Below are 23,541 nucleotides of genomic sequence, written 5' to 3'. Positions count from 1 at the left end.
CTTCCCGGACGTCGGTAAGCAACCTTGGAAGAGTACGGCAGCGGACGTTTTCGTTTTAGAGTCAGAGGAGGAAAAATTAGTGAGTGAAATGTGGAATGATCGTACCCCGCCCCACAATATTGAAGCGGAGCAGGCGGTTTTGGGTGCGATTTTTTTAGAGCCTGAAGCGATGTCGACAGCAGCGGAGTCTCTGCTCCCGGAAGATTTCTACCGGGCCAGCCATCAGCGTATATATGAAGCGATGCTCTTTCTGTCCGATCGGGGAGAGCCGATCGACCTCGTCACCGTGACGACGGCGCTTACGAACAATAAAGTGTTGGAAGAGGTAGGGGGAGTTTCCTATCTGACAGATATTGCGAATTCCGTACCGACCGCTGCCAACATCGCCTACTACACGAAAATTGTCGGTGAGAAAGCAACGCTTCGGAACTTGATCCGGACGGCGACGAATATCGTAACGACTGGATATTCCGAAGAAGAAAACCTGGATGATGTCCTGAATTCGGCGGAGAAGGATATCCTGGAAGTTTCCCAGCGGAAGGATTCCAGCGCCTTCAAGAACATTAAGGATGTTTTGATCGACGTTTATGACAACATCGAACAGCTCCACCATAACGACGGGAATACGACCGGAATTCCGACCGGCTACAGGGACCTCGATCAGATTACTTCCGGCTTCCAGCGGAACGATCTGATTATTATCGCCGCCCGTCCTTCCATGGGTAAGACCGCCTTTGCTTTGAACATCGCGCAGAACGTCGCGGTCCATACGGATGAGAACGTCGCGATCTTCAGTTTGGAAATGGGTGCCGATCAGCTCGTTTCCCGTATGCTCTGTGCAGAAGGAAACATTGATGCCCAGCGACTCCGGACCGGTACGCTGGAAACAGAAGACTGGAACAAGCTGACGATGGCGATGGGGAGTCTGTCGAACGCAGGGATCTTCATTGATGATACGCCGGGTGTGCGTGTCAGTGAAATCCGTTCGAAGTGCCGTCGTCTGAAGCAGGAACACGGACTTGGTATGATTCTGATCGACTACCTGCAGTTGATCCAGGGAAGTGTCAATTCGAAAGAGAACCGTCAGCAGGAGGTATCGGAAATCTCCCGTTCCCTGAAGGGGCTCGCCCGTGAATTGAACGTGCCGCTGATCGCTCTTTCCCAGCTGTCCCGTGGGGTGGAGTCGAGACAGGATAAGCGCCCGATGATGTCCGACCTTCGGGAATCCGGATCGATCGAGCAGGATGCCGATATCGTCGGCTTCCTTTACCGTGACGACTATTACGACAAAGAGTCGGAAAGTCAGAACATCATTGAAATCATTATCGCGAAACAGCGTAACGGACCGGTCGGTAACGTAGAACTTGCCTTCGTCAAGGAGTACAACAAGTTCGTCGACCTCGACCACCGCTACAGCAATGCTGACATTCCGCCGGCATAGAAAAAGCAGACGCCTCCTTGATGGATGCGTCTGCTTTCTTATATTTTCATCACGACCCATCACGCCTCCCGGGGAGTTACGCTGGGTAAGTGGATGAAACATCAGGATAACCAGTGGGCGATGGCGTGTGCGACGCCGTGCTCCTCATTGGTCTTCGTTGTGAAATCTCCCGTTTCTATAATGAGGTCCTTCGCGTTCCCCATAGCGGCACAGTGACCGGCCATTTTCATCATCGATAAGTCATTCGGACTGTCGCCGACCGCCGCTGTCTTTTCCATAGATAAGCCGAGATGGGAGGCAAGCTTTTGTAAGGCGAGCCCTTTCGATGCATCCTTGTGCTCCAGTTCGAAGTTATGATCGGCCGAACTGACAAGGGTCATGGTCGGTTTTCCCCGGTAGCGTTCTTTCCCGAGGCTGCGTTTGGCATCGTCGAAAGAGAAGGCGAGGATGTTGTAGACCGGAGCATCCGAAGCGACAATGTCCCGGTGGTCTTTGATGAAGCGGAAGCCGTTCTGACCGAATTGTTTCTCTATGGCATGCTCGAGTTCACCGATGTGCACGTCCGGATTTGCGCTTTTGATCCGGTCGATTTCGACTTGCAGCAGGCTTCGTCCTTCCTGTTGTGTCCAAATCCATTCATCGCTGCACGCTTCATAATAGAAGCCGTTCGCTTCCAACCAAGGAAGAACGTCACGTACATCCTCCGTCAGCATCGGCGTGGCATGAAAGAGTCTGCCTTCCGGATCATGGATCGTTGCACCGTTTGCACCGATCACCCATGTCCGAAGCCCTGTTTCTCTAAACAGCTCCCGAACATCGAACTCCGCTCTCCCTGTCGCGATCACTACTTCTACACCCTTTTCCTGCGCCTCTTTGATGGCGCGGACATTTTCTTCACTTATCTGACTGCTGCTGTTCAACAACGTTCCGTCTAAATCAATAGCGATCATGTCCATGGATTCTGCTTCCCTTCTTCTGTCACGATCAGCTCCACGTCATTATCTTTCAACATCTTCTGAAAGCGGTCATTCGGGAGTTTATCCGTGACGATAATATCGACATCTTCAAGCCCTGCAAACGAAAAGAATTCCGTGATTCCGAACTTCGTATGGTCGGCGAGCACGATCACTTCCTTCGCCTGTTTCATCATGGTCCTCTTTACCATGCCGTCTTCCTCAATGCCGATTGTCAGGCCTTGATCGGATATGCCGACGACCCCGATAAATGCTTTATCGACATGGTAGCTTTGCAGACGCTCAATAACGGAGGCGCCGTACAGAAATTGGTGTTCTTTCTGCAGATGCCCGCCGAGCAGGTGGATGGAAATATTACCGACATTGGACAGAATGCTCGCCTGGTGGATCGAATTGGTGATGACGGTCAATTCCATCGGAGTCATCTGATTGGCACACGCCTGGACGGTCGTTGACGTATCGAGTATCAGTTTGTCGCCCGGCTGCATGAGAGAGACGGCTTCCCGGCCGATGCGTTCCTTCTCATAAGAAACCGTTTTCAAACGATTCGTATAATCTTGGATGGCGGCGTGGGAGGTCGGCAGGATCGCTCCGCCACGTGTCCTTACAATCGCTTTCCTGTCTTCCAGCTTAACGAGATCGCGCCTGGCCGTATCGCGGGAAATGTCGAACATCTCACACATCTGCTCGATGGATATCCTCCGCTTCTCCTTCAAGTATTGGATCACTGCAATCAGTCGTTCTTCTTGATACATCACGAAACCTCCTTCCATTTACATCCTTTTGTAAGTAATTATAAGTGTGTGTATAATTAAAATCAATGATAAATAAGTCATGGTAAGTAGTCGGAATTATCGTTCAAATGATTCATAATCGAACGTTGGATGTTCTAATTTCTTTTAATGTTCGGAAATAGCGTTGACTTCCTTTTTGCAAATTGATAAACTGACGATGGATATGAATTACAACAAACAATTATTTGGCGGAGGTGCCTTATGTCTTCAGTAGTAGTTGTCGGAACCCAGTGGGGGGACGAAGGAAAAGGCAAGATAACCGATTTTCTTTCACAGAATGCGGAAGTTGTCGCTCGCTATCAGGGTGGAAACAACGCAGGACATACGATTAAATTTGACGGAGTCACGTATAAACTTCATTTGATCCCATCAGGAATCTTCTTTGATGATAAAATTTGTGTGCTTGGAAACGGAATGGTCATCGATCCAAAAGCGATCCTTGAGGAATTGAAGTACCTTCATGACCGCGGCATCAGTACGGACAATCTTCGGATCAGCAACCGTGCCCACGTCATCCTTCCTTACCACTTGAAGCTGGATGCGCTTCAGGAAGAAGAGAAAGGCGTGAACAAGATCGGAACGACGAAGAAAGGGATCGGCCCTGCTTATATGGATAAAGCGGCGCGTACCGGTATCCGTATCGCAGACCTTCTTGATAAAGAAACGTTCCGTGAGAAGCTCGAGCAGAACCTGGCGGAGAAGAACCGTCTTTTCGAGAAAGTATATGAAACGACGCCGTTCACGGTCGATGAAATCATGGAAGAGTATTATGATTACGGTCAGCAGATCGCTTCTTACGTATGCGATACGTCTGTCGTATTGAACGACAGCCTGGATGAAGGCCGCCGTGTGCTGTTTGAAGGTGCGCAAGGGGTTATGCTTGATATCGATCAGGGTACATACCCGTTCGTAACGTCTTCCAACCCGATTGCCGGTGGTGTGACGATCGGTTCCGGTGTCGGACCGTCCAAGATCAAGCATGTCGTAGGTGTGTCGAAAGCGTACACGACTCGTGTCGGTGACGGTCCGTTCCCGACAGAGCTTCACGATGAAATCGGGGATCAAATCCGCGAAGTCGGCCGTGAATACGGTACGACGACCGGACGTCCGCGCCGTGTCGGCTGGTTCGACAGTGTCGTAGTCCGCCACGCACGCCGTGTGAGCGGAATCACTGATCTATCCTTGAACTCCATCGATGTTTTGACGGGGATCAAGAACCTTAAGATCTGTACGGCCTATAAGTATAAAGGTGAAATTATGGAGGAGTTCCCGGCGAGCCTTAAGGTCCTTGCTGAGTGTGAGCCTGTATATGAAGAAATGCCTGGTTGGGAGGAAGACATCACAGGAGTGAAATCTCTTGGTGAGCTTCCGGCTAACGCGCGCCACTACATCGAGCGTGTGTCTCAACTGACTGGTATCCCGTTGTCTGTCTTCTCTGTCGGTCCGGATCGTTCTCAGACGAACGTCGTCCGCAGCGTGTACAGCGAATAACCGATTGGACGAACGCCTGGCTGTTTCAGTCAGGCGTTTTTTGTTTATGATAGAAAGAAAAGGGGTGTGTGGGATTGAAACGAGTGTGTGTATTTGCCGGGTCCAGTTTGGGAACGGATCCGGTTTATAAAGAGGAAGTGCGGAAGCTTGGGGAAGCGCTCGGGAAGAAAGGAATCGAGCTTGTTTACGGAGGAGCGAAGAGCGGTCTGATGGGCGTGATGGCAGATGAGGTGCTGGCAAACGGCGGTCGGGTGACGGGGGTTATGCCGACGCGGCTGTTTACGAAAGAAATTGCCCATCCGGATGTGACCGAGATGATCGAAGTGGACACGATGCATGAACGGAAGGCGAAAATGAGTGAATTGGCGGATGGCTATATCGCATTGCCCGGAGGATTCGGTACGTGGGAGGAGTTATTCGAGGTTATCAGCTGGGCTCAGATCGGCATTCACACGAAGCCGCTTGCCCTTTTTAATATCAACGGGTATTACACGCCGCTTATGAATCTCGTGGAACATGCCATCGAAGCGGGCTTCGTCCCGGAGGATAACCGCCGGTTCCTGATGCAGGAGAAAGATCCCGTGCAGCTGTTGGAAGAACTGGAATTAAAAATGTAAAAGAAAACCGAGCTGCTGGCAGCTCGGTTGTTAAATGTGGATGGTTTCTATGAAGGAAAGGCCGAAATATCGGTAAGACACTTCGATCCGGTCAATGGATGTATCCTGACTGATACTCAGACCGTAAATCGTCGATGGATTCGAGTCGGTTGCGGCTGCTACTTTCTTGGAAGAAAGCGGCGACGTATCCGGTCCGAGGACGATGGTTTCATAATCCTGCATGTCGTAGGATTCATCGACGAGCGCGTACGTATCTGTAAGTATAAAGCCTTTGTCGGAATCACTGATCTGCATTTTTACATTCGAAGGTGTTTCCTTATTGTTGGTGGCGACGTTCGTAATCTGGATGTCACCGATCCAATTCTGGTTGCCGACAGCGACAATAACGGTCTGTTTGTCCTCTGTCGTACCGATGGAACCATGGGCCAACGGGGGATTGAGCTTTAAGAAACCGATGAAAGAAATCAATAATAGAATGAGGACGAAAGCGACATATCGAAAGATTCTCTTCAACTAGGACCTCCTTTCTCCCTTGTTCACATGTGTATGATAGTGGGACTGGTATCATGATGGAAACTTGCTCTCTACTAAATTAACTATTGCGTTGTCTTTTATGTATGTGGTAAGATAGTTATCGTTGCAGTAAACAAGTGGTTTTTCGGTCCGGTAGTTCAGTTGGTTAGAATGCCTGCCTGTCACGCAGGAGGTCGCGGGTTCGAGTCCCGTCCGGACCGCCATTTTTATTATAACATCTATGTAATGTCGAACACATGAATAATGTGTTACCTGATGATTACAAATTGAATTCTAATATATGGCTCGGTAGCTCAGTCGGTAGAGCAACGGACTGAAAATCCGTGTGTCGGCGGTTCGATTCCGTCCCGAGCCACTACCAGAACGTCTGCGTATTCTACGCAGGCGTTTTTTGATATTTTATTCTTTGGAAAAAGTTGAAGATTAATAGATAATATTCTAGTGTTACCACATTTAAACTTTAAATATATTGTACTTAAATAGAGTAAATATACACGAATTGTATGTATTTAAACCGTATCTTTCGTAATTTTGCCAAGAAAATTATATCTTCTTTACAATTCGGAATTGTTGTTTTATCAAGCCCTCTGCTGTGATAGATTAAATGAGGATTTTACAGGATTGTTATAAATTCTTATAAATTTATTAATTATACTCAGGAGGACTTGGTAGATGTGGAAGAAAGTTGCTGTCACGGCGGTCGCGGTCACGAGTCTTAGTGTAGGTACAGTTTATGCAGAACGTTCTTTGGACACGGTATACCACGTTTATGTGGATGATAAACCTGTCGGGACGGTCACAGATAAATCGAAGGTCGAGTCGTATTTGGATCAGAAACTTGAAGAAGCGGACGTCCCGGAGGAATGGGATACGAAGTTGGATAAAGACGTTTCCTACAAAGCGGAGCGGGTTTTCTCTGCCGATCCGGAAGAGAAGCAGGTGCTGGATGCGCTTGATGAAGAAGTGCGTGTGACGGTGAACACGGTGCAGGTCAACATTGACGGCCGCCCGGTGGCACACGTTCCGGATGAAGCGGAAGCGGATCAAGTCGTAGAGAAATATAAGGAAGAATACGTTCAGCCGGAAGTGCTCCAGCAGTTGGAGGAAGGCGAACCGGCGGATCCAAAGCCTGGGGAAACGAAGGTGCTGGATGTAAGCCTTGGGGAGAAGGTATCCTATGACGAGCAGGCAGTCCCGGTCCGTTTCGTCGATACGGTGGATGAGGCGGTCGATCGTATAAAAGAAGGGGACACGTTCGATTCCCATCTGACAAAGGAAGAATGGACGACAGCTTATCCGGATGTCGATACACTGCTTACGGATAACCCTGCCCCTTCCCTTGATGTCATCGTCCGGAAGATGCGGGTGAAGGAAGAGGAAGTGGACTATCCGGTCGAAGTCAAACGATCGGACGATCTCTATAAAGGAGAAAAAGAAGTGAAGCAGGAAGGACAGCCTGGTGAAAAAGAAATTCACACCAAGTTCGTCTTTACAAACGGAGAGAAGCAGGAAGAAGAGGTCGTAAAGGAAGAGACGACGAAAGAGCCTGTGAAGAAAGTGATCATCGAAGGTACGAAGGCTGTTCCGTCCAGAGGAGACGGTACATTCATCTGGCCCGCTGTCGGTGGTGTAATCACAAGTAAGCAGGGAGAAAGATGGGGCCGTTATCATAAAGGAATCGATATCGCCGGTGTGAAGGATAAGACGATCAAAGCTGCGGACAATGGGAAAGTCGTGGAAGCAGGCTTCAAGAAGAGTTTCGGAAACAAAGTCGTCATCGACCATGGCAACGGATATGAAACGATCTATGCACATCTCGAGTCGATCGATGTGAAACGGGGCGATGTCGTGAAACAGGGCGGCAAAATCGGGAAAATGGGTACGACCGGCCACTCCACCGGTGTCCATCTCCATTTTGAAATTCATAAAGACGGAGCATTAAAGAATCCTTTGGACTATGTATCCAAATAGATGGATTTGCTATGATTTTCATAGCGGATCTCTGGCTTTTTAATCGTTTTAATCGTTTGATAACAGACGGGTTGGATAGACGAGCAATATGGAGAGAAGATTTGTTCTTTTGGCCAAGCGTTTGTCTTATAAGCGAATCAAGGAGAAACTTTTTAAGAAGAGGGTGGAGGGAAATGGGCAGACTCCAGCGGGATTAGCGGAACAGGTGAGACCCCGGAAGAGCGCAGCGATGAGGAGGCTCACCGGACGCCCCGTGGAAAGCGTCCCATTTCCCGGAACCCGCCCTCTCCACAAGAAATACCCACCTCCATGCAGGAATCCGCTATGATTATTCATAGCGGATTTTTTGTTTGTTTTGGTATAAAACTAAGGGGGACAGGAAGGATCCGTGGAAGCTTTGGAGTCAAATAAGACATTTAGCTTCAAATGAGTTAAAATGAGGGAAAGAAAGAGAAGTCGAAGAAAAGGATGTGACGCAAGGTGGCACAGAAGATTCTAGTAGTAGACGATGAGAAACCGATTGCAGATATATTGAAGTTCAATTTAGAGAAGGAAGGATATGAGGTAGTGTGCGCTCATGATGGGGATGAAGCCATCGCCAAAGCGGACGAAGAGCAGCCGGAGCTGATCCTCCTTGATATCATGCTTCCGAACAAAGACGGAAATGAAGTGTGCAGAGAAGTAAGGAAGCGTCACAATATGCCGATCATCATGCTGACGGCGAAGGATGCAGAAATCGACAAAGTCCTCGGCCTTGAAATGGGTGCGGATGATTACGTGACGAAACCGTTCAGCAACCGGGAATTGATCGCCCGTGTCAAAGCGAATCTCCGCCGTCATCAGCAGGAGCCGGAAGACAGCTCCCAGCAGACGAAGGATATTACGATCGGCCGTTTGTCGATTCATCCTGATGCATACACAGTGACGCGTGACGGCAATTATATCGAGCTTACCCATCGTGAATTCGAACTGCTTCATTATCTGGCCCGCCATATCGGACAGGTCATGACGAGGGAGCATCTGTTGGAAACGGTTTGGGGTTACGACTATTATGGTGACGTCCGGACCGTCGATGTTACGGTACGCCGTCTTCGTGAGAAAATCGAAGAGAATCCAAGTAATCCGATTTGGATCGTCACCCGCCGCGGAGTAGGGTACTATTTGAGAAACCCGGAGCAGGAGTAACGTCTGATGAAGAAAGTCGGCTTTTTTCAGTCGGTTCGGCTGAAATTGATTCTAGTCTACATTTTATTACTTTTACTAGGCATCCAAGTAATTGGGGCCTATTTTGTTAAGCGCTTGGAAGATCAGTTGACGAACAACTTCGAGAGTTCCGTAGAATCGCAGCTGAACTCTCTTACCTTCAGCCTGCAGAATGCCTTCAGCGTCGAGCGTGATGAGGATACGCCATCGCTCGCCTCCGATGTCAACAGTCTGCTCTATTCCCTGGATGATGAGAACATAAGGAAGCTGTGGGTCGTCGACAACAGCCCGAATGTCATCGCCGCCTTTGGTTCGGAAGATGGAATCATCGGCAAAAAGGTGACGGATACGAGAATTACGAAAGTGTTTATTCTGGGAGAGGCGACCGAGCCGAGGAATGTAAGGGACAGCGAGACGAACGAACGGCTCTATGTCGGTTCGAGACCGATTACGAACGAAGCGGGGAATGAGATCGTCGGCGTCCTCCACTACGAGGTATCGACGAACGAGATTTACGAGCAGATGCAGGATATCAACAGCATCTTCGCCAAAGGGACGGTCTTGGCAATCGCCGTTACCGCTTTGCTCGGGATTTTGGTCGCCCGCGCGATTACGAGACCGCTGACGGAAATGGAAGAACAGGCGCAGATCATGGCGACTGGTGACTTTTCACAGAAGGTCGACGTCAAAGGAAACGACGAAATCGGCCAGCTCGGTCATACGTTCAATGAGCTGAACGATAAGCTGAAGCTCTCCCAGGCGACGACGGAAGGAGAGCGGAGAAAGCTGAGTTCGGTCCTTTCCAACATGTCGGATGGTGTCATCGCGACAGACCGGCTTGGTGCAATCATCCTTATGAATGCTCCAGCTTCGAAGCTGATCGGCCGTTCGTTCGAGGACGTTCAAGGACAGTCGCTGATCGATGTGCTTGATTTGAACGATCAGATTGAAGAGATGTCCGAAGTGGAGGAGCAGGGTTCGATGATCATCGATTTGAGCGATGAACAGCAGCAGCTGCTCTTGAAGGCGAACTTCTCTGTCGTCGAGGATGAGAACGACGAAATGGATGGATTCATCACCGTGATCAGTGACGTCACCGAGCAGGAGAAGGTCGAGCAGGAGCGCCGGGAGTTCGTCTCGAACGTATCCCATGAGCTGCGGACGCCGCTTACGACGATGCGCAGCTATATCGAGGCGTTGAATGATGGGGCCTGGCAGGATCCGGAGATCGCTCCGCGCTTCCTTGACGTCACACAGAATGAAACCGACCGGATGATCCGTCTCGTCAACGACCTTTTGCAGCTGACGAAAATGGATCATAAAGAAACGCCGCTGATGAAAGAGCGTGTCGAATTCGGCGGCTTCTTCCACCATGTCATCGATCGGTTCGAGATGAACAAAGATGAGAAAATGACGTTCGTCCGGAATTTATCGGGCAAAGACATGTATGTATGGATCGACAAAGATAAGATTACCCAGGTGCTGGATAACGTCATATCCAATGCCATTAAATATTCACCGGAAGGCGGGACGATCCGCTTCGATGCCCATGCGACAAGGAAACAGCTGCGCGTAAGCATCAAAGATGAAGGGATCGGGATGCCGCCGGATACGGTCGATAAGATTTTCGATCGTTTCTACCGGGTCGACAAATCCCGTGCCCGGGAAATGGGCGGGACCGGTCTCGGGCTCGCTATTGCCCGGGAAATGATTGAAGCCCACCACGGGAAGATCTGGGCGGAAAGTAAAGAAGGAAAAGGGACGACAGTCCACTTTACGCTGCCGCTCATTCAGAAGCGGAGGGGACAATCGTGAAGAGAGAAACGATGAAGACCGTCGTTTTGATTATATTGATCGCTTTTAGCCTCGTACTGACCGTTGCGCTATGGAACTATCAGCCGGTGGCGGAAAGTGACGACAGTGAAAATACGCTTATCGACGACACGACACTCGACAATCTCGGTCAGGAACGGACATTATCGGAACTGATCGAACCGGAAAAGGTCGTCTTCCATGATCAGGGGAACTTCTATGCCTACAAAGAGGAGCTGGAACGCTCGTCCTTTTATAAAGATATGCAGGAGTGGACGCTCAACAACTTGAACGTCAATCCGAAGGAAATATCGGCAGACCAGCAGAAGGATGCGGTGGAAGTCATTTTCCCTGCCCAGGTACCGGTCAAAGTGATCGGGGACCTTTTCCAAGTGGATAAAGAGCAGATCGAGAACGTCCGGCAGAAGTTCGACCGTGTCTTTTTGACCGCTCCTCAAGGGGAAAAGGCACCCAGTTATCAAGTGTGGTTCGTCAATACGGAAGAACAAGCTCCTGTGCTACGGGCTACAATCAACTCCGCTGATGGTGACCGTGCCTTTCGTGAGCTGGAAGACGAGCAGAAGCTGAACAAGCAGCTACGTCTCTCCGATGCTTTTCCTAATGCGGATACTTCGGCGTATGACCATATTTATATCCCGGAGAAGCGTAAGAACATCGAAGAATATGTGCTTCAGACCGATCCTGTACCGATCGCTACACTGAGGAATGCATTGTTTCCGTCGACTTCCCTTGTATCCAGGTACAAAACAAGCAGCGGGGAACCGAGATTCCGGGCTTCCGAAGGGCGTCGCCTTGATGTATTGGACGGCGACCGGCGGATGGAATATCTCTACATGATTCCGAACTCGGTCAATTCCGGCAACTTGGACGGCTATGAGCTGCTGCGACGCAGCATTACGGACGTCAACGGCCACCTTGGCTGGACGAACCAGTTCCAGCTCGTCTCCAATTCTTCCGATATGGTCCAGTACCGGATGAAATACAATGATATTCCGGTCATGGAAGGGCAGGGGACCTATCAGCTGGCGACGATCGCCCTATCGTATGAGCAGGACGAGATCCAGCGCTACATCCGTCCACTTGTTAAATTCAAGACGATATCGGAAACGATCGGAGCGCTGGAATCCGGAGAAGAAGTCGTTCGTTATCTGCAGAACAATAACATCGACTACGCTTCCATTCAGGATATCCGGATCAGCTACACGCTGGAGGAGCGGACGAACAGGCTTGCTTATAATCTGATTCCGGAATGGTATATCCAGACGTCTTCCGGATGGCAGCCGTTATTTGAAAGGAACCAAGGTCAGAATGAAGAGATTTCTTAAGCAGGGAGGCGGAGAAGATGCAGTGGGGTCAAATTAAATTGTTATTCATTCTCAGCTTCCTTGTGCTGGACATCTTCTTGTTCACCCAGTTCCTTGATAAACAGGAAGAAACCGAGCTGAGTCAAATATCAACAGAATCCGAAAACGCGGAAGAAGAGCTTGCTTCAAACGATATCACCTTTGCCGACGATGTACTTGCGGAGGAGGTGCCTAACGTAGAAGGGCTGCAATCGCGGATTAATGACGAACTGTTGGAGGAGATCGACTCGCAGGTGGAGGAGATCGATAAAGATGAACAGTCGGTCGAGGTGGAAGATAACGTCGTCCGCGGCACCTTCAATGAACCGATCGAAGTGACGAAGGATGATATTCAAAGCAAAGTGAATGAACACATTCCCTTCGGGTCCCAGTATTCGTTCTGGGGTTGGAACGAGGAGCAGGGGGTCGCCCTGTTCTTCCAGAAGGCGAATGACAGGACCGTCTATTTCAATGAGGGCGGCTACCTGCTTGTCGACGTCTCGGGAGGAGACATGAACGGCTATGTCGCCGCCATGCTTTCGTTCGGGGAACCGGAAGCCGGAGAGGCGAGTCAGGGCGGCGACGTTATCGGACCGGTCAACGCCGTCAAGAAGTTGTATGATGCCGGTGAAATCAGCTCTGGTGATGAAATTACAGCGATGAGTATCGGTTACCACAGCAGCTTCAATCTCGAGCCCGGCGAAGACTATGGCCCGCAGATGTTTGCACCGACGTGGAAAGTGACGGTCAATGAAGAAGACAACAAGTTCTTATATGCGTATTCCGGTACGATCATCGACATATCGGAGTCGGATTTCATCGAAGGGGTCCTGTCGAGATATGATCTCAACGAAACCCCTTCAGAAGAATCAGATGGACAGGGAGATTAAGGAGAAACGAATTAAATGGAGTGTATCGAATGACATTACGTTTTAGTGTACTTGCTTCGGGCAGTACGGGGAACGCGTTTTTTATTGAATCAGGGGAAGAACGGATTCTGGTGGATGCCGGGCTGAGCGGTAAGAAGATAGAGGGTTTGTTCGATCAGGTCGGCGTCGATCCGAGTACGCTTTCGAGAATCCTCGTCACCCATGAGCACAGTGATCACATCAAGGGTCTTGGGATTATGGCACGGCGCTACAACCTGCCTGTGTATGCGAATGAAAAAACGTGGAAGGCGATGGAAGGCCATATCGGCAAGCTGTCGGTCGATCAGAAATTCGAGTTCAAGATGGAAGAGACACAGACGTTCGGCGGCTTGGATGTCGAGTCGTTCTCCGTTTCCCATGATGCGGCCGACCCGATGTTTTACACCTTTCATCAGGACGGCAGAAAAGTGGCACTCGTCACCGACCTCGGCTATGTATCCGAACGGATCAAGAAAACGGTAGAAGGTGCGGATGCTTATATTTTCGAATCGAATCATGACGTCAGCATGCTGCGGATGGGGCGCTATCCATGGAACGTGAAACGGAGGATCCTCGGGGATTCCGGCCACGTTTCGAACGAAGACTGTGCGCTTGCGTTGACGGATATCATCACAGATCAGACGAAGCGGATCTACCTGGCACACCTCAGTCTCGACAACAACATGAAGGACCTGGCACGTATGTCTGTGAAGAACGTATTGGAAGAGCGGGGATTCGAGCTTGGATCGAGAATTCAACTCCATGACACCGACCCTGAACAGGCGACTCCTATCTTTGAGGTTTAAATGGTTTGAAGTTGCGAAGAATAAGGTAACAATACTTTACAAACCCATGAGGAAAGGCCAGGTGAAGAGGTTTGGGCTATTATGATGATCATTCCCAGTCCGGGCGTGAGAAGAAGCAGCGCAGGCGCTGGGTCATGCCGACGGTCGTCGGCGGCATCCTTGGCGCGGTACTGGTCCTGCTGGCGCTGCCCGCGCTCGTTCAGACGGACTTATTGCCATATGACATCACTATTCCGGAAGATGAAAGCGGACTGGTTAACGACGACCAGGAACTGACCGGGGATACGCAGAAGAATGTCGAACTGGATGTAACGACCCAGATCACTGATATCGTCGGTAAAGTGACACCGTCGGTCGTCGGCGTTGTCAATCTGCAGTCGCAGGAGAACTTCTGGCAGCAGGAAGGCGGCCAACAGGAGGCCGGTGTCGGTTCCGGAGTCATTTATAAGAAAGCGGATGGAACGGCCTATGTCGTGACGAATAACCACGTCATCGAAGGGGCGAATGAAATCGAAGTCGTCTTATCCGATGACACCCGCATCCAGGCAGAGCTGGTCGGAAGTGATATATTCACAGACCTGGCTGTGCTGGAAATGCCGGGAGACCAAGTGGAGCATGTAGCGGAAATCGGGAGCTCGGATGCGCTGAAAGTCGGCGAACCGGCCATTGCCATCGGTAACCCGCTCGGACTCAGCTTCGCAGGATCCGTCACTCAGGGAATCATCAGTGGGAAAGAACGAGCCATTCCGCAGGATTTCGATGGAGACGGCCTGGATGACTGGCAGTCGGAAGTTATTCAGACCGATGCTGCCATTAACCCGGGGAACAGCGGAGGCGCCCTGATCAACATCGACGGTCAGCTGATCGGCATCAACTCCATGAAGATTGCGGAATCCGCTGTGGAAGGAATCGGCTTTGCCATTCCGATCGATGCGGCGAAACCGATCATCGATGAGTTGGAAGAGTTCGGACAGGTGAACCGCCCATATATCGGTGTGGAGGCTTATGGATTGAATGAAGTACCGACATCCGAATGGAGAGGCACGTTGAATCTTCCGGAGGATGTAGAAGGCGGCCTTTATATCCGCAGCATCCGTCAAATGTCTCCAGCTGCCAAAGCAGGCTTGGAGCCGCTTGATGTCATCACGGAATTGGACGGCAATGGAGTCGAGAATATCATTGACCTCCGGAAATACCTCTATGATGAGAAGGATCCGGGAGAAGAGTTGGAAGTCACGTACTATCGTGATGGAGAAAAGAATACGACAACCGTGACCTTAGGATCACAAGAGTAAAGTACCCACAATCGGGTGCTTTTCTTTTGTCATCATTCGATAATTTTCGCTTTTATTCCACAGAAACTTATCCACACCCTGTGAATACTTCTCTGGATAAGTCATATATATGGTATAAGAATCTATGTTCGCCACCATATAGCTGAGGCGCTTGTGTATATGTGGATAAAATCTGTGTATAACCTGTTTATAGTGTGGGGTTACCTGTGAATATCAGAAAATTAACAAGTTTTGTGCATAAGTCTGTGGACAAATGTGGGTAACTATTTCCGTTAGCGGAATTTTTCCACATGTGAATAATAAATTGGCTTTTTCTTTCTTGAAAAAAGAGCGGAAATTCACGGACAGACCCGCTGGATTTTGTCTAAAAGTAACGTCCCCCGATAGTAGGCCGAAAAAAACCGGACGCTCCCGCCTCTCTATGGAGAGGACGGACAAGCATCCGGTTTTTTCCGTTTATCCGATCGTTTTGTCTTCTTTCCACGTCTTCTTGATCAGCTTCGTCAATGCCAGGACGGCAATCAAGTTGGGCAGGACCATCAGAGCGTTGAAGGTGTCGGCCATTTCCCAGACGAAATCGACTTGCACAAGCGCACCGAGGACGATGCAGACAAGGACGATGGCGCGGTAGACGGGAACCCTTTTCTCCCCGAACAGGAACTTGACGTTGACTTCTCCGAAGTATGCCCAGCCGAGGATCGTCGTGAAGGCGAAGAACAGCAGGCAGACGGCGATGAACGGGACGCCGAATTCGCCTAAGCCGCGGGCGAAGCCTTCCTGAGTGATGGCGCTGCTTGCGAGACCGGAATGATGGGCATCGGTGACGAGGATGACCATCGCCGTCATCGTACAGATGATGGCTGTGTCGATGAACACACCGACCATTGCGACAAGTCCCTGCTGCGACGGCTTCTTCACATTCGCGACTGCGTGCGCGTGCGGGGTCGAACCCATTCCGGCTTCGTTGGAGAACAAGCCGCGGGCAAGGCCGTAACGAATCGCTTCTTTGATCGTTGCACCGAGAACACCGCCGCCCGCTGCTTCCGGACTGATGGCCGATTCAACGATCAGGGCGATCGTCGGCAGGACATGATCCCAATATTGGATGAGAATGACGAGACTTCCGATGATGTACAAGAGAGCCATGACGGGAACGACGTTACCTGCGAAGCTTGAGATCCGGTTGATGCCGCCGAACAGGATCAAGCCGATCAACACGGCGATGACGACGCCGATGATCAGGTTGACGAATGGCGATGTGGTCCCTGTCGCCTCGTTCATCGCTGTCGTAATGGCATTCGACTGAACCATGTTGCCGACGAATCCGAGAGCGATGATGATCGCGACCGCGAAAAAGCCGGCCAGCCACTTGCTTCCGAGTCCGTCGCGGATGTAGTAGGCAGGGCCGCCGTGCACCTGATCGCCCTTCTTCACTTTATAGAGCTGAGCGAGTACGGCCTCTGCGAAAATCGTGGCCATCCCGAAGAATGAGCTGATCCACATCCAAAAGATCGCTCCCGGACCTCCGGCTGCGATGGCTGTCGCTACACCGGCGAGGTTACCGGTTCCGACCTGGGCGGAGATGGATGTCGCAAGGGCTTTGAATGAATGGATGCCTTCCTGCTTCTCTTTCTTGAACAGGGGAGCGAACGTCTGCTTGAACCCCTCTCCGAGATACCGGACCTGGATGAAGCGGAGCTGGAGCGTGAGCCATACGCCAGTGCCAAGAAGGAAAATGAGCATGACCGGGCCCCATAAGAAACTATTTATATGAATGAATACGTCTGTTAATCGTTCCAATTTTCTGTCCCTTCCTTTTCTAATGTACGAGTATAGGGACGAGTATCGCACGTGAAAACGTTTTTCAGCAAGGATTATTTCCCGGAAATCGAACGTTGGCAGGAATTTGGAAGGGAATTCGGCAGGTTTTATGAAGAAAATGGAGGAGATGGGATAGAGAAGAAAAAAAGAAACCCGTTACGGGTTTCTTTTTGGGAGTTCTGTAAGAAGAGACGGACCTTTACAGCAAGCCATCACAGCCCTGTTTGATCGACACCATATTCTGCTTGTTCCGGAGTGAATCCGTCGAACTCCAGTTGATCGACCAATTCACTTCTTGAAAAGGACATGACGTCCAGGTATTCCTGTGCTTTCTTGCCGGCCTGTTCGTTCCAGTCGACATCCAAGCTCTCGACAGCCATGGTCGCTTCCTCATTGGAGAACCCCTCGAACTCTAATTGTTCGATCAACCCGCTCTTCGAAAAGGCCAATATGTTGATGTATTCCACGGCTTTTCCGTCCGCGTTTTCTTGGGAAACAGAGGCGTCTTCTGCTGCTGCTTCCTCCACAGGTGCTTCTTCCTGAGCAGCTTCTTCCGTCGGCTCCGTCTCGCTTGTAAGAGGTTCTTCCAAAGCAAAATCTCCCGTGTCTGTGATCAAAGACGCATCCCCTACACCAGCTGCAATTCCCCCGGCAACTGCAACAGCCATCCACAAAATCCACCAGTCCTTGTAAATGTTCATGGTTCCCCTCCAAATTATTCCTTTGTCATTTCAAGAACTATATTACCATTAAAAGGGGAAAAAGGTGTACAACGACCTATCGAATGTGTTTTTCTTTATAGGATCTACGGACCGGATCGAAGCGGGGGGAAGAGATAGACTTGCGGAAAGGGCTGACGGTGAACGCTCCGGAAAATTATTTCTTCCTATTAAAGGCTTTATCCTTAATCTTTTTGAACGTCTCGGACGATGTATCGACGGTCTTATCGAATGCTTCTGTCCCTTTCTCCGACGCTTTCTTGATGATGTTGCCGGAGGAATCAAGGGTCTTGCCGATCAAGCCGCCTTCTCCGGTGATCGATTTAATGATTTTTCCCGAGGTGTCGACGGTGTTTTGGACGACGTGGTTGGCTTCCTTGGACACGCTTTTGAAGAAGCTGTCTTTTCCTTCCGGGCCTTGTTCCTTATCCTTAGAGTTGTTGTTCGGACTCATCTGATCATCTCCTCTTTGGAATGGATGGTACCGTCTATATGTATGTGCAGGACCGGGCATTATGAGTGAAAAGAGGACCGGCGACAGGAATTCTGCCCGTCTATGTAGTATGGATAGGGATAGCACAGAAGTTCTAAGCGTACCGGGGAACTCGTACAATGAGACGAGTCTTACTTTCCAATGGAGGTGGAGAAGTGAAAAAAAAGTTTCTCACTTGGACCCTTATTCTATATGCCGTTTACGGCATCTTCCTGGCTCTTTATTTCTTTCAGTGGAGCGACATCGGCGTCCCTGCCGCCTATGAGGGGACCGCGGCGGATCCGAAAACGTTCATGAGCGATCGGGAGCTCCTGCTCAGTCAGGAATACTCGCGTTATCAGAATTTCCTTTCCTTTCTGGCCGAGCCGCTGGAGTGGATCATCTACCTCGGCGTGATGATTTTCGGTGTCTCGAAGGCCTTCAAGGAATTCGGCAGCAAGGTCTCGCGGTTCACTATCATCCGCGTGCCGTTGTTCGTACTGCTGCTTTTGACGTTGACGACGATCCTGACGTTCCCGTTCGACTACGCCAGACGCCGGCTTTCCGTCGAATACGGCATCTCGACACAGTCGTTCTCGAGCTGGATGCGGGATGAACTGATCGGTTTCTGGATCGGCTATCTCATCATGGCGCTCCTGATCACCGTCCTCTATTTCCTGATGAAAAAGTTCGAACGGCGCTGGTGGCTGATCGCCTGGTTCTTGATGATTCCGTTTCTTTTCTTCATGATGTACCTGCAGCCGGTCGTGATCGATCCGTTATATAACGATTTCAGCGAGCTGCAGAATAAGCAGCTCGAGGAAAAGATCCTCACCCTTGCCGATGATGCCGGCGTACCGGCGGAGCGGGTGTATGAAGTGAACATGTCGGAGAAGACGAACAGCATGAATGCCTACGTGAACGGCATCGGCTCCAACCTGCGGATCGTCCTGTGGGACACGACGTTGAACCGGCTGAAGGAGAACGAAGTGCTGTTCATCATGGCCCATGAAATCGGCCACTATGTGATGAACCACCTGTATTGGAATCTGGCGGGCGTCATCGTCTCCACCTTCTTCGGACTTTTGTTCACGTACCATTTAATGAAGACAGCCGTCCGCAAATGGGGCAGGAAGCTCGGCTTCGATCGAGTCTCCGACATCGCGAGCCTGCCGATGTTCTATCTGCTTCTGACGCTGCTTTCGTTCCTAGCCAATCCGATCGAACTCGCTATTTCAAGAAATGCCGAGACGGATGCGGACCGCTATGCGATCGAAATGACCGAGGATACCGAGGCGGCGATCGGTTCGTTCCAGGAACTCACCGTCAACGGACTCAGCGACGTCGATCCGCCGGCGCTCGTGAAGTACCTGCGCTACGGCCACCCGACGATGATGGAACGGATCCATATGTTGGAGACATACGGCAAGGATGTGGAGAAAACGGAATGACGGGAAGGACGCCCTGCACAAGGGTGTCCTTTTTTGAGCTGGTTCCATTTCTGAACATTTGGTAAAATTGGAAATGACGGTTATTGGAAACGCTATCAAAAACGGAGGCGGAGCAGATGCTTTCATTGGAAAACCAACGGAACCACGTATTGGAGACACTGTTCGGAAATGTCGAGCACTGTATCGTCGTTGTCGATAAGGAAGGGCTCATCTCTTATATGAACGAAAGCTACTGCCGGTTTCTCGCGGTCGATCAGGCGAAGGTCGGCGGCAGGCATGTGACGGAAGTGATCGAGAACACGCGGATGCACATCGTCGTCGAGACCGGCGAGGAGGAGATGGCGGACCTTCAGCAGATCCGCGGCGACTATATGATCGCCCACCGGATTCCGCTTTATGAAAACGGCGAGATCATTGGTGCGCTCGGCATGGTGCTTTTCCGTGATACGGATGAGTGGAAGATCATGAATTCCCATATCAAGGACCTTCTTTTGGAATTGGAGACATACCGGAGTCAGATGCAGCAGCTGAACGGGGCGAAATACTCGCTGCACGATATCATCAGCCAGTCGCCCGGGATGCTTGCGCTGAAGGAGAAGATCCGCAAGACCGCCCACAGCGACATCTCCATTCTCCTGCGCGGCGAGAGCGGAACGGGCAAGGAGCTGTTCGCCCACAGCATCCATCACTTGAGCGAACGCAGCCATAAGCCGTTCATCAAAGTGAACTGTGCCGCCATTCCGGAGCATTTGATCGAAGCGGAGCTGTTCGGCTATCAGGAAGGCGCCTTCACGGGGGCGAAAAAGGGCGGCAAGCCGGGCAAATTCCAGCTCGCGAACGGCGGGACGCTTTTTCTTGATGAGATCGGGGACATGCCGATGCATGCTCAGGTGAAAATCCTCCGCGTGCTTCAGGAAGGAGAGGTCGAAGCGGTCGGTGCCGTCCATCCGCAGGACATCGACGTCCGGATCATCGCTGCGACCAACCAGTCGCTCGAGGAGATGATCAAGAACCAGACGTTCCGGGAAGATCTCTATTACCGGATCAACGTCGTCCAGATCGATATCCCGCCGCTCCGGGCCAGAGGCGATGACCAGCGCGTCCTTGCGAAATACCTGCTGCAGAAAATCACCGCCCGGACAGGGAAGCGTATCCGGGAGTTCGATGAAGCGGTCGAAGCCTTATTCACGTCCTACCCTTGGCCCGGGAACGTCCGCGAACTCGAGAACGTCATCGAGTCCGCCGTCCACATGGCCGACGGGGAGAAAATTACGCTGATCGATCTTCCTTCCCATCTCACCAGCATGCAGGAAGGGCTCGACGGGGAGCAGTCGCTCAAGCACGTCGTCGAGCATGCGGAGAAGCAAGCCATCGCCCGCGCACTGGACGCCTGCGGCGGTGACAAGACGAAAGCCGCCGCGAGACTCCGGATCGGCAAATCAAGCTTCTATGACAAAGTGAAAAAATACGGCCTCTGATGCCTTCCACGATTCCGGAAACTGTTCCGGAATGATGGAAGGCTTCTTTTTTGCCCTTTTTGTAAGGGTTTTCATGAATATTCATTCAACTATTCCGGTATTCTGGAAAAAGGAATCTGTCGAACGGCGCAGATCCGGTGGTTCGGAAGTTGGCATGGAACTTGCATGTATAAGGGTGAAGGGAGTGGAAAACACATGAAACAAATTTATTCATCTTATCAAGAAGCGGTCAAAGACATAAAAGATAATGCCACGATCATGGTCGGAGGGTTCGGGCTCGTCGGTATTCCGGAGAACTTGATCCTCGCCCTCGTCGAATCGAACGTGAAACACCTCACCGTCATCTCGAACAACTGCGGGGTCGACGATTGGGGACTCGGGCTTCTGCTTAAAAATAAACAAATCGATAAAATGATCGGCTCCTATGTCGGGGAGAACAAGGAATTCGAACGCCAGGTGCTCGCAGGGGAGCTCGAGGTCGAGCTGACGCCGCAGGGGACGCTCGCAGAACGAATCCGTGCAGGCGGCGCGGGTATTCCGGCCTTCTACACACCGGCGGGCGTCGGAACACCGATCGCGGAAGGCAGGGAAGTGCGGACGTTTGGCGACAAGGAGTACCTCATGCAGACAGGGCTCACCGCCGATTTCAGCCTCGTGCGTGCCTGGAAGGGCGACCGCTACGGCAACCTCGTCTATAACAAGACGGCGCGTAATTTCAACCCGATGATGGCGACAGCAGGAGCCGTCACGATCGCCGAAGTCGAAACGCTCGTCGAACCGGGGGAACTCGATGCCGATCGTATCCATACGCCGGGCATTTACGTCCAAGGATTGATCGAAGGCGCACAGGAGAAGCGGATCGAACGCCGTACCGTCACACAGGCATAATACGAAGGAGGAGAAACAATGGCTGTACAACTCGATAAGAAGCAAGTGAGAGAAATGATCGCAAGACGTGCCGAACAGGAAATTGAAAGCGGTTACTATGTCAATTTAGGGATCGGGATGCCGACGATGGTCGCGAACTACATCCAGGAAGACAAAGAAGTCGTCCTCCAGTCAGAGAACGGACTGCTCGGCATCGGCCGCTTCCCGACCGAAGATGAAGTCGACCCGGACCTGATCAATGCAGGCAAGGAAACGGTCACTGCATCCGTCGGTGCATCCTACTGCAGCAGCGCCGAATCGTTCGCGATGATCCGCGGCGAGCATTTGGACTTGGCGATCCTCGGCGGCATGGAAGTCGCAGAGAACGGCGACCTCGCCAACTGGATGATCCCGGGGAAAATGATCAAAGGCATGGGCGGCGCGATGGATATCGTCCACGGCTCGAAGAAGGTCGTCATCATCATGGATCACGTCAATAAACACGGCGATCCGAAAATCCTGAAGTTCTGCAGCCTGCCCCTGACCGGTAAAGGCGTCGTCGACCGGATCATCACCGAACGTGCCGTCATGGACGTGACGGAAGAAGGGCTGAAGCTCGTCGAAATCGCCGAAGGCTGGAGCGTCGAAGAAATCCAGGCATCGACAGAAGCAGCACTCATCATCAGCGATGAGCTTGTAAAAATGACTACGTAACCCGGTAGAGGAGGAACCCCCATGGTCAACAATAAAATTGTTTTCATCACAGGAGCAGCAAGCGGAATCGGCTACCAGCTCGGTGCCGCCTTCGCAAGACAAGGAGCGAAGGTCGCCCTCAGCGACATCAACAAGGAGAAGGTCGAACAAGCGGCCGCAGGCTTGAAGGAGGAGGGACTGGAGGCGATCGGACTCGTCTGTGACGTCACGAAGGAAGAGCAGATCAAGGCAGCGGTCGATCGGACGGTCGACACATACGGCCGAATCGACGTCCTCATCAACAACGCGGGACTCCAGCACGTGGCGTCCATCGAAGATTTTCCGACGGAGAAGTTCGAGCTGATCACGAAGATCATGCTTGTCGCGCCGTTCATGGCGACGAAGCACGTCTTCCCGATCATGAAAAAGCAGGGCTTCGGCCGTATTCTCAACATGTCCTCGATCAACGGCCTGATCGGATTCGCCGGAAAATCCGCCTACAACAGCGCGAAGCACGGCGTCATCGGCCTGACCAAAGTGACGGCGCTCGAGGGGGCAGAGCATGGCATCACCGTTAACGCCATCTGCCCGGGCTATGTCGATACGCCGCTCGTCCGCAACCAGCTGGAAGATCTCGCCGCCAACCGCGGCATCGAGCTTGAAAAGGTCTTGGAAGAAGTCATTTACCCGCTCGTTCCACAGAAGCGTCTGCTTGAAGTCGAGGAGATCGCCGATTACGCGCTGTTCCTCGCAAGCGACCAGGCAAAAGGAATCACAGGCCAGGCGACCGTCATCGACGGCGGCTACACGACCCAATAAACGAAAGGAGA

The 23,541-nt window shown here is 51.3% G+C and carries 21 protein-coding genes and 2 tRNA genes; 17 read left to right on the top strand and 6 right to left on the bottom strand.

The genetic code is table 11. From position 1 onward, the window contains the following. The first annotated feature begins 79 nt into the window (after positions 1-79). Positions 80-1,441, top strand: coding sequence for a replicative DNA helicase (gene dnaB, locus AXG56_RS14480; RefSeq protein WP_008635912.1), 1,362 nt, complete (start codon positions 80-82; stop codon positions 1,439-1,441). A 101-nt stretch (positions 1,442-1,542) separates the two neighbouring features. Here the strand turns inward: dnaB and AXG56_RS14475 are convergent, their stop codons facing one another. Together AXG56_RS14475 and AXG56_RS14470 are read right to left on the bottom strand one after the other, a co-directional pair. Then, complete coding sequence (locus tag AXG56_RS14475; protein ID WP_026577644.1) at positions 1,543-2,397, bottom strand: Cof-type HAD-IIB family hydrolase; 855 nt, start codon at positions 2,395-2,397, stop codon at positions 1,543-1,545. Beyond that, on the bottom strand, positions 2,388-3,170 hold the full coding sequence (locus AXG56_RS14470) for a DeoR/GlpR family DNA-binding transcription regulator (RefSeq protein WP_062515181.1): 783 nt from the start codon (positions 3,168-3,170) through the stop codon (positions 2,388-2,390). The genes AXG56_RS14475 and AXG56_RS14470 overlap by 10 nt, the downstream gene beginning before the upstream one ends. A 240-nt stretch (positions 3,171-3,410) precedes the next feature. Between AXG56_RS14470 and AXG56_RS14465 the strand changes: the two genes are divergently transcribed. Further along, positions 3,411-4,700 carry an adenylosuccinate synthase gene (locus tag AXG56_RS14465; RefSeq protein ID WP_026577646.1) on the top strand — a complete coding sequence of 430 codons (1,290 nt, stop codon included), beginning with the start codon at positions 3,411-3,413 and terminating at the stop codon, positions 4,698-4,700. Between the two features lie 74 nt (positions 4,701-4,774). Continuing rightward, positions 4,775-5,317, top strand: a complete 543-nt coding sequence (locus tag AXG56_RS14460) for a TIGR00730 family Rossman fold protein (RefSeq protein ID WP_062515180.1) — start codon at positions 4,775-4,777, stop codon at positions 5,315-5,317. A gap of 30 nt (positions 5,318-5,347) precedes the next feature. On the opposite strand, the gene AXG56_RS14455 is transcribed toward AXG56_RS14460, so the two are convergent. Further along, a complete protein-coding gene (locus AXG56_RS14455) occupies positions 5,348-5,830 on the bottom strand; it encodes a hypothetical protein (protein ID WP_026577647.1) in 483 nt (160 codons plus the stop codon). A gap of 147 nt (positions 5,831-5,977) precedes the next feature. On the opposite strand from AXG56_RS14455, the gene AXG56_RS14450 reads away from it, so the two are divergent. The 9 genes from AXG56_RS14450 to AXG56_RS14410 all read left to right on the top strand — a co-directional run bounded on the left by AXG56_RS14450 (position 5,978) and on the right by AXG56_RS14410 (position 15,210). Next, a tRNA-Asp gene (locus tag AXG56_RS14450) sits at positions 5,978-6,054 on the top strand. A 79-nt stretch (positions 6,055-6,133) separates the two neighbouring features. Next, a tRNA-Phe gene (locus AXG56_RS14445) sits at positions 6,134-6,206 on the top strand. 317 nt (positions 6,207-6,523) lie between these two features. Further along, complete coding sequence (locus AXG56_RS14440) at positions 6,524-7,822, top strand: peptidoglycan DD-metalloendopeptidase family protein (protein ID WP_062515179.1); 1,299 nt, start codon at positions 6,524-6,526, stop codon at positions 7,820-7,822. Positions 7,823-8,302: 480 nt separating this feature from the next. Next, positions 8,303-9,007, top strand: coding sequence for a response regulator YycF (gene yycF, locus AXG56_RS14435; protein ID WP_008635039.1), 705 nt, complete (start codon positions 8,303-8,305; stop codon positions 9,005-9,007). A 6-nt stretch (positions 9,008-9,013) separates the two neighbouring features. Beyond that, a complete protein-coding gene (gene walK, locus AXG56_RS14430; protein ID WP_008635042.1) occupies positions 9,014-10,840 on the top strand; it encodes a cell wall metabolism sensor histidine kinase WalK in 1,827 nt (608 codons plus the stop codon). Beyond that, positions 10,837-12,183, top strand: a complete 1,347-nt coding sequence (locus tag AXG56_RS14425; RefSeq protein WP_062515178.1) for a YycH family regulatory protein — start codon at positions 10,837-10,839, stop codon at positions 12,181-12,183. Before walK ends, AXG56_RS14425 begins: the two co-directional genes overlap by 4 nt. A gap of 17 nt (positions 12,184-12,200) precedes the next feature. After that, a complete protein-coding gene (locus tag AXG56_RS14420; protein ID WP_062515176.1) occupies positions 12,201-13,091 on the top strand; it encodes a two-component system regulatory protein YycI in 891 nt (296 codons plus the stop codon). A gap of 29 nt (positions 13,092-13,120) precedes the next feature. Beyond that, the gene (locus AXG56_RS14415) at positions 13,121-13,915 is read left to right on the top strand and encodes an MBL fold metallo-hydrolase (RefSeq protein ID WP_062515174.1); all 795 of its coding nucleotides are present in this window, start codon (positions 13,121-13,123) and stop codon (positions 13,913-13,915) included. A 71-nt stretch (positions 13,916-13,986) separates the two neighbouring features. Beyond that, positions 13,987-15,210 carry a S1C family serine protease gene (locus AXG56_RS14410; RefSeq protein ID WP_008635051.1) on the top strand — a complete coding sequence of 408 codons (1,224 nt, stop codon included), beginning with the start codon at positions 13,987-13,989 and terminating at the stop codon, positions 15,208-15,210. A gap of 456 nt (positions 15,211-15,666) precedes the next feature. Here AXG56_RS14410 and AXG56_RS14405 read toward each other — a convergent pair whose 3' ends face one another. From AXG56_RS14405 to AXG56_RS14390, 3 genes are all read right to left on the bottom strand, one after another. Continuing rightward, entirely contained in the window at positions 15,667-17,010 is a 1,344-nt protein-coding gene (locus AXG56_RS14405) for a sodium:alanine symporter family protein (protein ID WP_008635053.1), read from the bottom strand. Positions 17,011-17,243: 233 nt separating this feature from the next. After that, positions 17,244-17,732 carry an Ltp family lipoprotein gene (locus tag AXG56_RS14395; RefSeq protein ID WP_062515170.1) on the bottom strand — a complete coding sequence of 163 codons (489 nt, stop codon included), beginning with the start codon at positions 17,730-17,732 and terminating at the stop codon, positions 17,244-17,246. A gap of 175 nt (positions 17,733-17,907) precedes the next feature. Continuing rightward, positions 17,908-18,204, bottom strand: coding sequence for a hypothetical protein (locus AXG56_RS14390; RefSeq protein WP_062515168.1), 297 nt, complete (start codon positions 18,202-18,204; stop codon positions 17,908-17,910). Between the two features lie 194 nt (positions 18,205-18,398). Here AXG56_RS14390 and AXG56_RS14385 point away from each other — a divergent pair, with 194 nt between their 5' ends. From AXG56_RS14385 to AXG56_RS14365, 5 genes are all read left to right on the top strand, one after another. Next, on the top strand, positions 18,399-19,673 hold the full coding sequence (locus AXG56_RS14385) for a M48 family metallopeptidase (protein ID WP_062515166.1): 1,275 nt from the start codon (positions 18,399-18,401) through the stop codon (positions 19,671-19,673). A 116-nt stretch (positions 19,674-19,789) separates the two neighbouring features. Continuing rightward, a complete protein-coding gene (locus AXG56_RS14380; RefSeq protein WP_062515164.1) occupies positions 19,790-21,151 on the top strand; it encodes a sigma-54-dependent Fis family transcriptional regulator in 1,362 nt (453 codons plus the stop codon). Positions 21,152-21,346: 195 nt separating this feature from the next. Further along, positions 21,347-22,039 carry a CoA transferase subunit A gene (locus tag AXG56_RS14375; protein WP_062515162.1) on the top strand — a complete coding sequence of 231 codons (693 nt, stop codon included), beginning with the start codon at positions 21,347-21,349 and terminating at the stop codon, positions 22,037-22,039. Between the two features lie 18 nt (positions 22,040-22,057). After that, positions 22,058-22,732: a 3-oxoacid CoA-transferase subunit B gene (locus AXG56_RS14370; protein ID WP_062515160.1), complete on the top strand. Its 675-nt coding sequence runs from the start codon at positions 22,058-22,060 to the stop codon at positions 22,730-22,732. 21 nt (positions 22,733-22,753) lie between these two features. After that, complete coding sequence (locus AXG56_RS14365) at positions 22,754-23,530, top strand: 3-hydroxybutyrate dehydrogenase (RefSeq protein ID WP_062515158.1); 777 nt, start codon at positions 22,754-22,756, stop codon at positions 23,528-23,530. Positions 23,531-23,541 lie beyond the last annotated feature (11 nt).

Origin of the sequence: Halobacillus sp. KGW1 (assembly GCF_001592845.1) — a bacterium.
Lineage (GTDB): Bacteria > Bacillota > Bacilli > Bacillales > Halobacillaceae > Halobacillus.
Note: the sequence above shows the minus strand (reverse complement) of the source record. Positions and strands in the feature narration are given on the sequence as shown.

Bases quoted from the DNA above. Each gene is read 5' to 3' on its own strand.
- AXG56_RS14390 (WP_062515168.1), bottom strand. From the start codon at position 18,204: ATGAGTCCGAACAACAACTCTAAGGATAAGGAACAAGGCCCGGAAGGA.
- AXG56_RS14380 (WP_062515164.1), top strand. From the start codon at position 19,790: ATGCTTTCATTGGAAAACCAACGGAACCACGTATTGGAGACACTGTTC.
- AXG56_RS14465 (WP_026577646.1), top strand. From the start codon at position 3,411: ATGTCTTCAGTAGTAGTTGTCGGAACCCAGTGGGGGGACGAAGGAAAA.
- AXG56_RS14365 (WP_062515158.1), top strand. From the start codon at position 22,754: ATGGTCAACAATAAAATTGTTTTCATCACAGGAGCAGCAAGCGGAATC.
- walK (WP_008635042.1), top strand. From the start codon at position 9,014: ATGAAGAAAGTCGGCTTTTTTCAGTCGGTTCGGCTGAAATTGATTCTA.
- AXG56_RS14375 (WP_062515162.1), top strand. From the start codon at position 21,347: ATGAAACAAATTTATTCATCTTATCAAGAAGCGGTCAAAGACATAAAA.
- AXG56_RS14395 (WP_062515170.1), bottom strand. From the start codon at position 17,732: ATGAACATTTACAAGGACTGGTGGATTTTGTGGATGGCTGTTGCAGTT.
- AXG56_RS14470 (WP_062515181.1), bottom strand. From the start codon at position 3,170: ATGTATCAAGAAGAACGACTGATTGCAGTGATCCAATACTTGAAGGAG.
- AXG56_RS14475 (WP_026577644.1), bottom strand. From the start codon at position 2,397: ATGGACATGATCGCTATTGATTTAGACGGAACGTTGTTGAACAGCAGC.
- AXG56_RS14440 (WP_062515179.1), top strand. From the start codon at position 6,524: ATGTGGAAGAAAGTTGCTGTCACGGCGGTCGCGGTCACGAGTCTTAGT.
- AXG56_RS14415 (WP_062515174.1), top strand. From the start codon at position 13,121: ATGACATTACGTTTTAGTGTACTTGCTTCGGGCAGTACGGGGAACGCG.
- AXG56_RS14420 (WP_062515176.1), top strand. From the start codon at position 12,201: ATGCAGTGGGGTCAAATTAAATTGTTATTCATTCTCAGCTTCCTTGTG.
- AXG56_RS14370 (WP_062515160.1), top strand. From the start codon at position 22,058: ATGGCTGTACAACTCGATAAGAAGCAAGTGAGAGAAATGATCGCAAGA.